Raw genomic sequence first — 15,365 nt, forward strand, 5'->3', positions numbered from 1 at the left:
TCCGTCCGATTTATAATGAGTTTCTGTCCTTTTTATTCTTCAATCCACCGTTAAGCAAATTGTCTTTAGCTGTTTTAATGTCAGCCAATACATCTCCCGGATCTATCTTCTCAGCAAATGCAATAAACTTTTTAAGTACTCCGGTAGAGTCTGTTTTTTCAGTATTTGCTTGAACACTATTGTTATTGGAAGATGCTATATAAGTGATCTTTACTGTTCTGAATTCTGGTTTATTAATAGATTCCTTTACATTTTCTAAGATCTCAGGCTTCTCAACATCTTCTGTTGCAACCATGGTTTTTGATTCTACTTCCAGAATTGGAAGTTCTTCCAATTTGTCCTCATTAGTCGCTTTTTCACTGTTTTCTGCAAATTGTGGCTGAATCGTTGATTCTTTTCTTGGTTCAGGAGATTTTTTAATCACTGGCTTTTTGTCCTCTGCTTTTACTACTGGAACGATGAACTCCGGTGTTCGGGAAGGTAGAGGATGATTCACCTCTGAGGCAATAGGATTAAATGTTTCAGTTTGGGATGGACGATCCGACCAAACAAACCAAGACATTATAAGAAGTGAAATAGAAGCTGCCACCCAATACAACACAGGTGTTTTCTTAGGTCGAATTTGTTTTTCGACTTGAGACCAGGACTTGCTGGAAGGTGTGACTTCCATTTGGTCTAGCTTCTCCCTAAATAACCGATCAATGTTTTGTTGATCCATTGGTAATTTTATTTTCTAGTTCATTTTCAATTTCTGCAAGCTTTGCTTGCAACCATTTTCTGGCTCTGCTCAACTGTGATTTCGAAGTGTTTTCACTTATATCCAACTGCTTCGCAATCTCAGCATGACTATAACCTTCTATTGCATAGAGGTTAAAAACGGTCCTGTAACCTACAGGCAGTTCGTTTATCAGTTTTAACAAGTCTTCCTGTCTCAGTGAATCTTCCATTACACTAAGATTTGGACTATCAGAAGCGGTTTCTATGTCTGTTTGCAATGACATATTTCGATTTTTACGAATATACATCAGGCAATCATTGACGATAATTCTTCGAACCCACCCTTCAAAACTTCCTTCGCTTTTAAACTGATCCAATTTTTCAAATACTTTCACAATTCCTCCGATCATGACATGTTCCGCTTCTTCACGGTCTTTTATGTATCTGAAGCAAACCCCCAACATTTTGGGAGCAAGTCGGTCATACATGCCACGCTGCGCCGAAGCTTTGCCTTTTCGACAACCTTCGAGTAGTTCTTCTTCGGTTAGTGACTTATTAATGCGCAGCATGGTTTTGACCTTCATGGGGTAGATGCAGCTATTTAGCTAATGGTTGCGTGAGGGTGAAATTATTCAAAACAAAAAAAGCTGGCAATTGCCAGCTTCTTAGATAATTCTTATTTATTCTTATCAATCATTCTCATGATGAGCATGATGTCTATTAAATCTATTTTGCCTTTTCAGTAGGAATCTCCACATGCTTGTCCACATATCGTCGAAAGCATAGTGGATGATATTCTTGAAATTGAGCCAGTTGTCTCTTTTCTTTTCCATGGTTGACAGTTTAGCTGATTGTTTATCAAATCTACATTTTTTAACGTAAAAAAAATATTTGCGGTTCTGAAGTTTTAAATAACTCTGAATTATTTAATGGTATTCTTGGAATAATTCTATAAAACTAATTGACTATTAATAAAAAAGAGGGGCCGAATTACAACACGGTACCCCTCTGTTAAGTATGAAGAGGAATACAAGGATAGAATAGAGGCGTAGTGGATAATTGTAAAAAAGGTTGAAACTAACTAACTGTAAAAAAGAAGATTTTTCCCGACAATGGGGGTTGTTAGCTTTATCACTTGTTTTATAGCTGAGACTCAAAGTGAATTGGATTATGATTGCAATTGGCCTGACTTTGTTGGGAATAGCCTTGATTTGGTATACCAGATTTAGACCGAATCAGTCTCAGCCAGAAGATATAGAAAGAGAGGAGGAGGAATTAAAAGAAATATTTAATAGAACCATAGTCCTATTAAATACAGAAAAATATTTCCTAAATAAAAACTTAAAACTTTCTGATTTAGCTAAAGAATTATCGTGTAATGAAAGACAACTATCACGCGCAATCAACAAATTCGGGAATAGTAACTTCAACAAGTTTATAAATTCATTTCGAATTGAGCACTCAAAAGAGTTATTAACAGGAGGGAAGTTTGACCACTACACAATTGAAGCAATCGCTGAGGATTCCGGATTTTCCAATAAGGTTTCGTTTTATAATGCCTTTAAAGGTGTAACCGGGATGTCTCCAACTCAATTCAGAGCAGCAAAACAATCCAAATAGTAGCTTCCCTAAGCAATTTATTTGTGATTGTAAAAAAGCATGATTTTTTATATAAAGAATCACGATTCTTAACATATGTGACTGAAAATCAGTAAGTATAGGGCTGTGTGAATACGTTTTGGATGAAACAAATATCACCAAAATGTACACTCAAGAATTAGGACTACAAGAAGAATTAGCTATCGTTGATGAAATTCAGCTGATAAATGAAGTTGAAATAAATCAGGATTATGTTTTAGTTCCCAATAATAAAGCCGAAGTATTTTTCGCTTTGAATGGGAACCTTCAATTCAAATCATTGGGAAGTGTAAGATCTCTTACCATTGAAGCAAATGAAAGTGTTTTCATGAAGCCGAGAAGAAGAGGTGCAGAGTTGACTATAGATAAAGGTACTAGCTGTCTTATGATCAAACTGAACCCTATCTATGCAAAGAAGATATCAGAAAATTTGGAAGAGATTTCAAATGGAATTTTTGCATTTAAAATGGCTTCAATACAGCACAGGTTTTTAGATGCAGACATTTATGATGCGAGTGATGCTATACGGGAGTTTTTTTATGCTAAAACGGATTTATTCGACTACAACTTTACAATTATAGATTCCATCGACAGAATCAAAAATTCATGCGGCACAGTCTCAGTGAAAGAAATTTATAACACGCTAAATGTTAGCAAATCTAAACTTGAACAGCATTTCAATAGAGAAATCGGACTTACTCCGAAGGAGTTTTGTAAAATTGAAAAAATAAACTGTTTTATAAATTCCTATGTATCAAACCCTAATCAAAGCTTAACAGAATTAACCTATCAGTGTGGATATTACGATCAGTCACATTTAATAAAAGACTTTAAATATTTTCTGGATACAAGCCCCAAAAAATATTTCAATAGTGAATACACTATTTAGATTCGAAATCTATACTTTTTAGGAGGTGCTGAATTTGATGATAAATTTCAGAATCTGATTGAATAAGGGTTTTTGTATCATTTCGTGAATTGATAATCATGTAGGAAGGATAATCTAGTCTTTCGAGTATTATTGATGAGTCGGAGGTATGTTTTTCGAGAAGGTTATGCAAATGTTCATAATCAGCAGATAGTTTGTATTTATTGCCTTTTTTATCAATCACTTGAAGTTGATTATTTGGTGGCGAATTCAGAATCAAAGTTTTAATTTGACTGGACAATAATCCATCGCTTATACTAATGATGTATGCCGAATTAGTACAACATAAGGACAGAACTGCTACAACAACAAGAATGATAATTTTATTCAAATAGCTGGAGTATCGCACTGTATTGTTCTTCAATTTGAATATTTAAGTAACTATCTCGGATCTTTTGCCGGACTGTTTTTTTTGGAACACCATATAATTCTGCAATAGAAGAGTAGTTAAATCTGAAAGGAACCATTGCATTATCCCTTAGAATCAAAAGTTGATGGTTGTCTTTAAACTGATCTCTGGTTTTTCCCGCAGAATATGCTCCTGAATATTGCGCTTCCTTAAAGATTTTATTGTAGGATTTTAGAAGTGAAAAATCTTCTCCTTGATGAAGATTTCTTACGATTAAAAATTGATCATTTTCTTTTAAAATTTTAAATATCTTCCCCTCACCTTCAATATTCTTGACTCTTTCAAGCGGAAGCATTTTGTATGAATTATTCATCACAATTGCTTTCTCATAGATATTCAAATTTCCATTGAATGAAACCTGATCTCCAGAATGTGTAGTAACAATTATATCTAAAAAGGACTCAAATAAATATGGATGACCAACGACCCCTTCATATCTGGTATCAAATGTTCTTATTGTAAATCCCTCTTCTATGTTTTCGGTGGATTGATTAGTTGTTACAAATCCTTTTTTTCCCTGAGCTAAAGCTGAGAGGGTGCAGCATATAATGAAGGACAAAAATGACCCTTTCATTTTTTAATAATTTTTATGACAGTTGCTTTATTCGAATCCTTTTGTTCGATTATCGCAAGATACGCACCAGGATTCAGCTCACTTAGATCAATGGTCTCAATTTGTATCGGATGATACCTTTTGATCATTTTGCCTGTTAAATCCTTAATGGAAATGGAAGCTATCTCTGAATGATGGCTTAAATAAATATGACCATGTGTAGGGTTAGGATATACATTCAGATGTTTGTCATTGATGATTCCTGTTATTGGGGTTTTTCCAGCGATAATGTTATCAATATTGATTCCCCAACCGTTTATTTCTTCATTAGTAACCATAGAAATTCTAATTACTAGCTCATCATTTATTCTAAAGGGTAGTTCAGGAGAAATAAGCGAAATTTCACGGGTTCTATAAAGTGAAGGATCGCCAACTGCTGAAGATCCAGAAGTGGATAATTCTGAATTAAATTTGGTTGTCCAGCCTTCAAACTTTTCAGCGTTGACTTTTTCGTCTATTTGGATCCAATTTTCACCAGCATCTACCGAACCCTCAATGGTAAGATAGTCACTATCAAGAAGTCCTTCTGAAGGTTCAAGAAGTACGATTTCATCAAGACTTAGTATACTTTGGGCAGTTAAGATTATTGGATGCTTTAATATAATTGATGCAAATCCTTTTGATCCATTTTCATAAGGATGTATAGAATTAATGTTTTTCGTTGTGAAGTTTTCGGGAGTTTCTAGGATGAAATTATTGGACATAATCGAATCTGAAACATGTTCAGAATCGAAGCTCAAAGCGTAGTATTCCAACGCTGTTCCCAGATCTAACGCTGGCCTAATAATAAATCCTTCCCTTGGATAAATAGATGTATTCTTATTTATCGACTTATCTACAGCATAAATTTGATAGAAGAGAGTATCTCCATTATTTAGATCAAAATCTGTTCGTGTGGATAAAAATTCATAATCTTCGGTATCATCATTTAATTCAATTCCATGAAATGTTATCTGACCATCATTTGAAGTTTTTAAAGCCAGATAAACACTATCCAAACCAAAATTATCTAATACATTAAATGCTATTCCAAATGCTTCACTAGAAATGAACCCCTCTTGAAGATGAGTAATGAAGGGTTGCTCGTCATCAACTTCTTTGATAAGTGTATAGGCGTTCGAACTACTATCTCGTGGGGAGTAGTAAAACCTTCCTTCGGGGCTTGTATACTTAAAGTAATAGCTAGTGATATCTGAAAGATCAGCGTAAGGTATAGAGGTTTCGTAATGTCCTGATTGAGCTGTTTGACTAAGACTAAATGAAGAGGACGAGGAGAAATTGTCTTCTGATATTATTAATTCAATGTTTTCAGAAAATACGGACGAGTCACTTGCGATTTCAAGGATAAATGTTACCGGCATATTTTCTTCTTCAGCGAATAGAATCTCTTCATGTGAAAGAAATGTATGTACCCATCCAAGTTCTGCAAATATTGCTTCAGTTATTACACCAGGAAGATGTATGGCTTCACCTAAACCAAACTGAGGACTCATCAAAGAATTTGAACTACCAGCTGGAAAGACTGATTCATCCAGATGTGAAATACTGGATCCACCGTTCCATGGATTAGGAGCATAAATTGATGGGAATTGAGTGTTAATATCTTTTGCAAGAGAACTTCCATAGACAACATTGTTATTGCTAACTGCTACTAACAACTCTGCTGAATTATTAGGATAGACGGATTCATCAATGATTTGATTCCCAAGTGCATCTTGTAAATACAGGTCATATATAATAGGTGTATTAGTTTGTCCGGAATTACTCAGTCCCCAGACGGCTACCTGAGCATTTGCACCAAATGAGGAAGAAAATCCTAATCCATGACCGATTTCATGAAGAACCACAGAAACCATATCATATTGATCAGAAGGTGGGTTTGCATCTGTACCAAAGTACCAATCAATTTCACTATTAAAATTTGATGTTATTTCTGATTGCGTAGTAAGATTAAGTTGTTTTCGTGCAAGTTTTTCTGCGAGCGCTATAGGGTACCTCACATCTGATATTGGAGCATTTTTAAAATTGCTGATAGTGTTTGTGGAGCTCGCTGATCCCAAGACACCAGAACCAAGTTGAGACCAATTAGCAGTAATCCGAATGGGAACTTCACTAGTTATAGTTCTAGCCCATATATCAACAGCATATTGAAAGGCTTTTTTTGCTTCATCTGTGAAGCCATTGTACACAACATTAATTTCAACTGTTGGTTCGGCATTGATTCTTCCTTTTGACAGTTGGTTTGGGACACTTGTATTCTCAACAATGTCAGAAGCATAGCAAATAGTAGTTTCTCCTGGGTGGAATTGAATTGTTTGCCCAAGAGCATAAAAATTCACGAAAAAAAATAGCAGATAAGTAATTGATTTCATTCATTCAAAAGGTTAAAAAAAGGGGCAATAATTGCCCCTTTTTAATAAGATGATTGATATTAATTAGTAACTAGGATTCTGTCCTAATGATGCATTTGTATCTATTTCACTCTGTGGAATAGGAAGTAATAACCGATCATCTGTAGCAATGGTAGACTTTAATGTTCTTGCATTGCCCAATCGGATAGCATCAAACCATGAATGACTTCCTTCAAAAGAAAGCTCAATCACTTTTTCATTTTGAAGATCATCCAAAAATCCATTAACGGTAGTCGCAGTTGAATTTGCAACCCCAGCTCTATTCTGAACAATTGCCAACTCAGCAATTGCCTGAGGTAGATTAGTGGCTGACTGTCTTGCCAAAGCTTCTGCTTTGATAAGGTGCAGCTCTGCTAATCTGATTATATATGTTGGATCATCTTGCGTGCTAATGTTCGGATATTTTACTACCTCCGGAACAGTCGCATTAACAATTGCAGCCTCTCTCGGATCTCCATTAACTAGACTCAAGAATGCAGCAGTAGGGCCATAATCTTGTCTACCACCACTTGCCTGGCTTAAGAAGAAGAATGCATGGCCTGACTGTTCTACAGTAGCATTAGCGAACATTCCAAAAATCAACTCAGAAGAACTAAGTCTATTTGTGAAAATATCTGCATAGTTGGCCTCTAGAGTAAAGTTTGGAACAACCTCATCCACTAATGAAATGGCTGTAGCAAAATCTTCAGAATAAAGAGCAACCCTAGCCTTTAAAGCTCTGGCAGCATCTGCAGAAGCTCTGAAACTAGATGAAAAAGCAGGCCCATTTGCGATTGCAAAGTCCAGATCTTCTATAATCGAAGCGTAAGTTTCTGCTACAGTTGATCTTGGTAGATCTTTATTACTTGTGTTTCCAGGTACCAGTCTTAATGGGATTCCCTGATCACTTGTAAGATCCCAGAATCTACCATAGAATCTTAGAGCATCAAAGTGAGCAAGAGCTCTTAAGAATCTGGCTTCAGCAATGATCTCATTTTTTCTCGCTGCAACGCCGAAGGAGGCACCTTCAATTTGTTCCACAGATACGATTACATTGGATGCTCTATTTGCAAGCTCATAGATATCATCCCATGTCCCTAGCAAGGTATTATCTGCTGGATTAACATTGTTTAATTCAGCGTCAAATGTAGAAGCTCTGGTTGTTGACGTGGTAGAACCTAAATAGATAAACTGAGTAGGTCCCCAAATCACTTGCATTCTACCATAATAACCATCCTGATTTAATGCAGCATAAGTCCCAACAAGGGCAGCTTCAGCATCAGTTTCATTGGTAATTGCAGTAGCATCAGATAAGCTTTGTTGCGGCTCTGCTTCCAAGTTATCATATAAGTCACAAGAGGTCAGTAGACCAATCGCAACAAACATTGAAAGAATTTTTATTAAAATATTTTTCATGATTCTTATGATTTAAAATCCAACTTTTACACCAAACGTATAAGTCTTGCCACCAGGGTATGTATTGTTATCCACACCTAGAGCAGTACTATTATTTTGACCGAAAGTGTTTACTTCAGGATCAACTCCGGAGTAATCAGTAATTGTCAATAGATTAGTTCCTTGAGCAAAGAATGTTACGTTTGATAGGAACATATCAGATAGAATAGACTGAGGTAGATTATAAGAAAGTCTCAAAGTTTTGAGCCTCACATATGAACCATCTTCTACAAAGAAGCTTGAGTTTCTATCATTGTCATTAGGGTCTCCTTGTACCACACGAGGGAATTTGCCATCTGTGTTAGAGGGAGTCCATCTATCTAAGAGAACTTTTGCAGAATTATCCGCATTATGCATTCTCCATAAGTCACCATGTGCAAGATTTATAATGTCATTGCCTTGTGAGAATTGGAAGAATGCAGTCAGGCTCAATCCTTTAAAAGTTGTAGTACTTGTTACTCCGCCAATAAAGTCTGGTTGAGCAGACCCTGTGATTACCCTATCATCTGCAGTAATTACTCCATCTCCATTGGTATCCTGAAATCTTAGGTCACCAGGAGAAGTACCTGCTGTCTGATAAAATCCTGTTGATGATCCTGCATTCAGATTATCGATCTCCTCCTGAGTTTGGAAGATACCCTCAACCTGCCAACCGTAGAATGCACCTATTGGCTCTCCCTCTCTCACGATACTTTGATTAAATCCAGCAGCCTGGATATCATTACCATCTACTAGAGATACTACTTTGTTTCTGTTAAATGCAAGATTACCTGTAATATTCCATTGGAAATTATCATTGTAAATCACATCTCCTCCAAGTTCGATTTCAAATCCTTTATTCTCTACTTCACCAATGTTCTGGTTTACATTGTTGAAACCAGAAGACCTTGGAAGTGGAGCTAATAATAGGATATCAGTAGATTTCTTGACGTAGTAATCAATGGATCCAGTAATTCTTGACTGGAATAATCCGAAATCGATACCAAAATCAAGTTGAGCTGTTTCTTCCCATTTAAGTAACGGATTTGCAATTTGTGTCGGTGCAGTACCACCCACACCTCCATAAGAGAATCCTCCCTGGAACAATCCTCTGGATGCAAAATTTCCAACTCTATGGTTACCAGTAATTCCCCAACTGGTACGAAGTTTCAAATTATTGATTGCATCTACAGAGAAGAATGATTCATTCATCACATTCCATCCCAATGCAACCGAAGGGAAGAATCCAAATTGGTTGTCTTGACCAAATCGAGAACTTCCATCGGTTCTTACAGTAAGAGTTGCCAGATATCTGTCATTAAACCCATAGTTCACTCTACCAAAGTATGACTGTAAGCCCCACTGAGTCTTAAGTCCATCAGTATTAATAGGAGTTGAAGCTGAGTTCAGCGTCTTAAGAATATCATTGGGTAATCCAGTTGCTGATGTAGAGAATTGATCCTGTTTTACCAGTTGCCATTCTGCACCAGCTAGCACATTAAATCGATGATCATCGTTGATATCAAACTGATAATTGGCTGTATATGTATTATTGAAAGTAGTCTGCTCATCAAAACCTCTCTCTATCCATACATTACCAAAAATAGTACCTCCAAGAGTTGTGCTTGGCCAATATAAATCACGATTTGTTCCAACCCTATCGACTGAGATCGTTCCTTTTAAAATTAGGTTGTCTATTACTTCATATTGTGCAAAGAAAGACCCCAGGAATCTGTTGCTTTTGAAAGTATTCTCATACGTTGTAGCAGCGACAGCATTGTCAAATTGATTCGTTGGAGCAAAAGTTCCATCATCATTATAAATTGGAAGATCTGGTCGTGTTCTTAATGCACTGAAATATGGGCCAATGATAAAGTTATCATTTGACTGGATGTTGTCTTTGGTATTACCAAAAGTCAAACTAGAGCCGATTTTAACTTTATCAGAAATATTCGCATCAAGATTTAGTCTAGCTGTTACTCGTTCGAAATTCGTTCCCACCAAGGTGCCTTCCTGATCGTCATACTGAATGGAAGTAAAGTAACTCATGTCATTACTTCCTCCTGATGCTGATACATTAAATTGACTAATCCGTGCTTGTCTAAATATTGCACCAAGCCAATCAGTATTATCAGTTCCATAGAAAGTATCATCAGGTGTACCACCAGCATTCACTATTGATTCCCGATGAAGTAATTCGTATTCTTCCGCATTTAGAAGTTCAGGAAGATCAAAAACTTCAGTAAATCCACTCGAATACGTAGCGCTTACTTTGGCTTGACCTGGTTTACCTCGCTTTGTGGTTATCAAAACAACCCCATTAGCTGCACGTGATCCATAAATTGCGGTCGCAGATGCATCTTTAAGAACCTCTATTGATGCTACATCATTAAAATTGATTTGATTTAAAGAGTTTCCGGTTTGTCCACCAAAACCACCAAAAGTTCCCTGGTTAGTAGATTGAGTATCAAAACTCTCAACTGGCATACCATCGATTACATATAGAGGCTGATTGTTAGAGTTTATAGAAGATGCTCCTCTAATTCTAACAGTCACTCCACCACCAGGTTGTCCGTTACTACTGATAACGTTTACTCCGGCTACTCTACCTTGCAATGCCTGATCTACACCAGGAACTGGGAAATCCTCAAGCTCTTCGCCAGATACCTGAGCAATTGCACCAGTTAAATCGGATTTGCGTTGAACTCCATATCCCGTTACTACAACCTCCTGAAGTTCGGTTACACCGCCCATCGTAACATCAATAGTTGTTCTACCACCAATATTTATCTCCTGGGTTTCGAAACCGACGAATGAGAAGACTAGGGTAGTATTATCTTGTACCTGTAGTCTGTAATTACCATCTAAGTCGGTAGTAGTTCCATTAGTAGTGCCTTTAATCACTACATTCACTCCGGGTAGGGCCTCACCTGTATCATCAGTGACCTTTCCGGATACCGTCCTTTGAGCATGGACCTGAGCCACTGCAAAAAGGCACACAATCAATGAAAAGAAAAACTTTTTCATAAGCATGATTTGTTCGTTAAAAAAAATGATTTTAAACGGGTAAGATTAGCTTCGAAAAAGTCGATTTAATTGTAAAAAAGAAGCCCTTAAACCATAAGGGATTTAAGGGCTAAAGTGGTTGCAAAGGCATTACAACCATATTTTTATTGAGTGGGTCTGGGTTGCTATGCTTTATACCATACCCGTATAATTTGATACCAGTGAGAAGAACTTTCCCGTCCGGTTCCTAACATCGTATCTTCACTTCCCTCTTCGTCAGAGTCATGAATGTTGGGCAATACTACCGTTTCAATATTCATTATTTCATTAGTGGAGGAATTTATCCATTCGTTCATTTCTTTCATTATTTCAGCAAAACTTTCTATTTGTGCTGACTTAAATAGGCCTCCTTTTTTTGTGACTTTTGGCGTAAAATCAATGTGTTGAATCATAGCAATTAGGGTTTAATTGATAAATGGACAATTAATTTACTGACTTTATGCCTGTATTTCTACATTTTTCGATTATTCGAAGAAATCGAAAAAGCTTCTTCGCTTATCAAGTTTGAGATCTTGAAGCACTGATGACTTCACACGGATGGAAAGAAAATATGATTGATATCTTCCAAAAGGGACCCAATCAAAATTCATGGTCCAGCAATGAAGATCTCTTGAAACACCTATTCTGGTTGTTGTAAAGTCCTTAGCTTCAAAATCATAACCTGAGTTAAAAGTGATTTGTGTTTTATCAGTTAAGCCTAGTGTGCCATTAAATTGGAAACTTTGCCTGATAGATGCTTCTGCAAACCCTACCTTATTTCTATTAATTGAATACTGCATGCGCAGGCTCCAAGGGACATTGAAGTCCACGTACATTTCTGGGTTGTTTTGAATATGCTCGACTTGTTGACGTTCGTATTCCGTAAATCCATCAAACCCAACCTGCTCATCCGGAGGAATTATACCAGAGCCGCCCAGTGGTGCTTGAGAATCTTTAGTGCCACTATTATTAGATTTTTTCCCAGAAAAATTTAACCCAATTGCTGTAGTCATCCTGGAAAGTCGACCAATTCCGTTTCCATTATTCCATGTAAATCTGTCAAGCTTTCTTTGTTGAACAACTCTTTCACCTTGGGTATTGATACTTTCTGAAATTAAAAGATATTCGTACGGATCAATTCCACCGGTAAAGTTGATTGAGATAAGACCATCTAGGAGACTGGTTCTTGCATTCACACTAATATCACTAAGCTTGAAAGAGTCAGCAGCCAGGTTGTATCCTGAACTCAAACCTAAGTTCTCAAATAACTTGACCTTTTTTGAACCTGTTATAGTATCCTTCTTGCTCGCTACTTTCATTTCTAAATTATTCGAGAGTGCAAATCCAAGTGTTTTGCTCTCTCTCCCTTGAGGTGAACCGTACGCAAATCCTTGATATTTACTGACTCGTTGTGTATTTCCTTCTTCATCTATTTGAACATCACTATATACGCCATATTTGGTATCCGAGAAATCAGGATTGTAGTTGAAGGATAGACTTGGAGTCATTACATGTCTGATCGCTTGAATTTTACCTCCAGTAAAAAATTTTGTTCCATAAATACGTGTGTTCAGCGAAGCACCTGAGATCCAGCTTCCGGCTCTACTAAATCCAGTGACCGTGTCTACTCGAACCCCGTTTTCACCCGGGAGATACTCATATTGAAGTTCCTTTGTATACCATAATTCCTGATAATTAAATGTCGGATTTAGCGTGAAGTATTTGAGAATACTCATCGAAGTTGAAATGGGGATGGAATGTTTTCCGCCAAATTGTGATCTCCTTAAAATTTCTGAGAAATTGTCTTGATTAAAGGCGATAACAGAATCTGATCTTGGATCACGGTTTATTACATTGAAATTAAATGGATCCCTGACTCGATCGTTTGAAAGCTCATTTTTCGCAACAAAGTTGTGACTAAAATTCAGTTTAGCTAGTGGTGAGTTACTAGAGCTGACAGCATTCTTGAATGGATATATCCGATTCATATTCAAGGTGAAATCCGGTAGCGTAAGATTAACAACTCCAGTCTGAATGTTTTGATTATGCCTAAGGTTGCTCGACATGTTAAATGGCGTACCTGTAAATGTCTTTCGGTAGCTCACATTGGATGTAAACTGTGAGTTTATACTTCGGGTAAAATCTTGATTGACAAGGTTGTTGTTGTTATTGTAGGAGGAGGTACCAGCTGATACTGAAGCAGAAATGGATGAGTTACCTCTGGATTCAGGGGTATGATTCCACCTTACCCAATAGTCATTTGTTTCTAAAGGATTTTCCAGATCATCAGATACGGATTTATTATATGAAAAATTGAATGTACCCTTAAAAGAGTACCTCTTGTAATAATTGGAAGTAGCATTTATCGCATTACCTCCTTTAGAATAGATATCACCTGTTAATCTTAGATCTACATAATCACTGATAGCAAAATAGTAGCCTCCATCTCTTAAAAAAAATCCTCTGCGCCGCTCCTCTCCATAAGAAGGTATAATGATTCCGGAAGCTTTTTCTTTAGGTTGTGGAAACATCCCAAAAGGGAAAAATAATGGAGTGGGCACATCCCTAAATCGCATATTAAAGGGGCCAGAAACAACTTTATTATTCGGAATCACTTTGAGTTTTGATGATCTGATTGAGAAATGGGGGTCTTCCAGATTACACGTAGTGTATTCGGCACCTTTTATAAAAAGTTCGTCTTCAGCATTTTTTTTCACATCCTCACCATGCATGAACCCACCCTGCTGCTCGGTGATTACACCTTTTATCAGCGCACGCTCCGACTTGAAGTTATATATGATATTATCTGTTACATAAGTATCTTGACGCTCACTAAATACTGGCTTGCCAATTTTTTTTCCTGTCGAGTCAGTGATATATCTCGCCTTTAGTGTCCTTTTATCCCAGTTTACATCGGTGCGTTCTGCATCCAACGAGATTTCACCATAATCAATATGAGTCTCTCCATATAAAAAGAGCTCTCTTGTTTTTATATTAAAAAACAGCGAATCTTTAGCATTGTAGTTGATTGTTGTTTCAATATCACTTTGCCTTGATGCTGGCTTACGAAGGCTTGAATCCGTTGATTGAATGACTTCATTTGTTGAGCTATCAGTTCGAATTAGGCTATCAGGAGTATCATTGTAGAGTGAATCAACTTCCTGACCGGAGACATTCAAAATTTGAATTAAACAGAAAAGTACAATTAAACACCTCAATCCTTCGCGCTTTTTTGAAAATGAACAATGACCAAATTATCTTTGAGATGTTTACTTGATGGCACAATTGGCAAGTTTTTTGAGAATAGATTCATTTGAAAACTGCTGTTTTTGCCTGATTTTCTAACTTTTGCGTAAAAGTATTTCATTTTAGACAATATAGGGCGTGAGAAACCTGGTACTACCCATAGGATTGACATGTTTTTTTCTGTTATCATCATTGCAACCTGCAGGTGAAAAGAATTTTGCTGTCACAAAGATTGTGATTGACGCTGGGCACGGGGGTAAAGACCCAGGGACACTTGGCTCCTACACTAAGGAAAAAGATGTTGCCCTTGAAGTTGCCCTGAAGGTTGGGGAATACGTGAAAAAATATGTACCTGATGTTGAGGTCATATTTACTCGAAACACGGATACTTTTATTGAGTTGAGAAAGCGATCTCAAATTGCCAATGAGCATAATGCTGATCTTTTTGTATCGATTCATGCAAACTCCTTACCAAAAAAGACACCATTAACTCGCAAGCTCTCGATCAAGGGATCAGAGGTTTATGTGATGGGAGCTCAAAATACTGAAAGGGCTCTTGAAGTTGCAAAGCGTGAAAACTCTGTAATTCTTCTTGAGGAAGACTATGAGAAAAACTATGATTTCGATCCTCAATCAGAAGAATCTTATATCTTATTCAACTTAACACAGTCGGCCTATCAAGATAATAGTTTGTTGCTAGCTAGTTTGATTGATAATCAACTAACCAAAAGGGCTGGACGTAGAAGCTACGGGGTGAAGCAGTCAAGTTTGCAGGTATTATGGAGTACGGCAATGCCAAGTGTGTTAGTGGAAATTGGCTACCTTTCCAATCCCGACGAAGAAAAGGAACTAAATAACCCGGACGTACAGTCTTATATAGCATCCGGAATTTATCGAGCAATCAAAGAATACAAAGAGGCATTTGATGCTCAGAATTAAAAAATA

At 37.0% G+C, this 15,365-nt stretch carries 13 protein-coding genes; 3 read left to right on the plus strand and 10 right to left on the minus strand.

The window, feature by feature from the left end; all coding sequences use genetic code 11:
- Positions 1 to 10: 10 nt before the first annotated feature.
- The 3 genes from ACOMC3_RS02665 to ACOMC3_RS02675 form a co-directional block, all read right to left on the minus strand.
- Positions 11 to 718, minus strand: a complete 708-nt coding sequence (locus tag ACOMC3_RS02665; protein ID WP_420317982.1) for a hypothetical protein — start codon at positions 716 to 718, stop codon at positions 11 to 13.
- Complete coding sequence (locus tag ACOMC3_RS02670) at positions 699 to 1,286, minus strand: RNA polymerase sigma factor (protein ID WP_420317983.1); 588 nt, start codon at positions 1,284 to 1,286, stop codon at positions 699 to 701. The genes ACOMC3_RS02665 and ACOMC3_RS02670 overlap by 20 nt, the downstream gene beginning before the upstream one ends.
- Positions 1,287 to 1,406: 120 nt before the next feature.
- Positions 1,407 to 1,550 (minus strand): hypothetical protein, encoded by a 144-nt coding sequence (locus ACOMC3_RS02675; RefSeq protein ID WP_420317984.1) that lies wholly within the window; start codon positions 1,548 to 1,550, stop codon positions 1,407 to 1,409.
- Positions 1,551 to 1,887: 337 nt separating this feature from the next.
- On the opposite strand from ACOMC3_RS02675, the gene ACOMC3_RS02680 reads away from it, so the two are divergent.
- Together ACOMC3_RS02680 and ACOMC3_RS02685 are read left to right on the plus strand one after the other, a co-directional pair.
- Positions 1,888 to 2,337: a helix-turn-helix domain-containing protein gene (locus ACOMC3_RS02680; RefSeq protein WP_420317985.1), complete on the plus strand. Its 450-nt coding sequence runs from the start codon at positions 1,888 to 1,890 to the stop codon at positions 2,335 to 2,337.
- 142 nt (positions 2,338 to 2,479) lie between these two features.
- Positions 2,480 to 3,244, plus strand: a complete 765-nt coding sequence (locus tag ACOMC3_RS02685) for a helix-turn-helix domain-containing protein (RefSeq protein ID WP_420317986.1) — start codon at positions 2,480 to 2,482, stop codon at positions 3,242 to 3,244.
- Here the strand turns inward: ACOMC3_RS02685 and ACOMC3_RS02690 are convergent.
- The 7 genes from ACOMC3_RS02690 to ACOMC3_RS02720 all read right to left on the minus strand — a co-directional run bounded on the left by ACOMC3_RS02690 (position 3,237) and on the right by ACOMC3_RS02720 (position 14,392).
- Positions 3,237 to 3,647: a hypothetical protein gene (locus ACOMC3_RS02690; protein ID WP_420317987.1), complete on the minus strand. Its 411-nt coding sequence runs from the start codon at positions 3,645 to 3,647 to the stop codon at positions 3,237 to 3,239. The two genes, ACOMC3_RS02685 and ACOMC3_RS02690, sit on opposite strands and share 8 nt — an antisense overlap.
- Positions 3,607 to 4,266 (minus strand): hypothetical protein, encoded by a 660-nt coding sequence (locus ACOMC3_RS02695; RefSeq protein ID WP_420317988.1) that lies wholly within the window; start codon positions 4,264 to 4,266, stop codon positions 3,607 to 3,609. Before ACOMC3_RS02695 ends, ACOMC3_RS02690 begins: the two co-directional genes overlap by 41 nt.
- A complete protein-coding gene (locus ACOMC3_RS02700) occupies positions 4,263 to 6,677 on the minus strand; it encodes a T9SS type A sorting domain-containing protein (RefSeq protein WP_420317989.1) in 2,415 nt (804 codons plus the stop codon). Before ACOMC3_RS02700 ends, ACOMC3_RS02695 begins: the two co-directional genes overlap by 4 nt.
- A gap of 63 nt (positions 6,678 to 6,740) precedes the next feature.
- Complete coding sequence (locus tag ACOMC3_RS02705; protein WP_420317990.1) at positions 6,741 to 8,111, minus strand: RagB/SusD family nutrient uptake outer membrane protein; 1,371 nt, start codon at positions 8,109 to 8,111, stop codon at positions 6,741 to 6,743.
- A 12-nt stretch (positions 8,112 to 8,123) separates the two neighbouring features.
- Positions 8,124 to 11,156 carry a SusC/RagA family TonB-linked outer membrane protein gene (locus tag ACOMC3_RS02710; RefSeq protein WP_420317991.1) on the minus strand — a complete coding sequence of 1,011 codons (3,033 nt, stop codon included), beginning with the start codon at positions 11,154 to 11,156 and terminating at the stop codon, positions 8,124 to 8,126.
- Between the two features lie 164 nt (positions 11,157 to 11,320).
- Positions 11,321 to 11,587, minus strand: a complete 267-nt coding sequence (locus tag ACOMC3_RS02715; RefSeq protein ID WP_420317992.1) for a hypothetical protein — start codon at positions 11,585 to 11,587, stop codon at positions 11,321 to 11,323.
- 72 nt (positions 11,588 to 11,659) lie between these two features.
- Complete coding sequence (locus tag ACOMC3_RS02720) at positions 11,660 to 14,392, minus strand: putative LPS assembly protein LptD (RefSeq protein WP_420317993.1); 2,733 nt, start codon at positions 14,390 to 14,392, stop codon at positions 11,660 to 11,662.
- 166 nt (positions 14,393 to 14,558) lie between these two features.
- Here ACOMC3_RS02720 and ACOMC3_RS02725 point away from each other — a divergent pair, with 166 nt between their 5' ends.
- Positions 14,559 to 15,359 carry an N-acetylmuramoyl-L-alanine amidase family protein gene (locus ACOMC3_RS02725; RefSeq protein ID WP_420317994.1) on the plus strand — a complete coding sequence of 267 codons (801 nt, stop codon included), beginning with the start codon at positions 14,559 to 14,561 and terminating at the stop codon, positions 15,357 to 15,359.
- The last annotated feature ends 6 nt before the right edge of the window (positions 15,360 to 15,365 follow it).

The organism is Ekhidna sp., assembly GCF_965212185.1.
In the GTDB taxonomy this organism is placed as follows: Bacteria; Bacteroidota; Bacteroidia; order Cytophagales; family Cyclobacteriaceae; genus Ekhidna.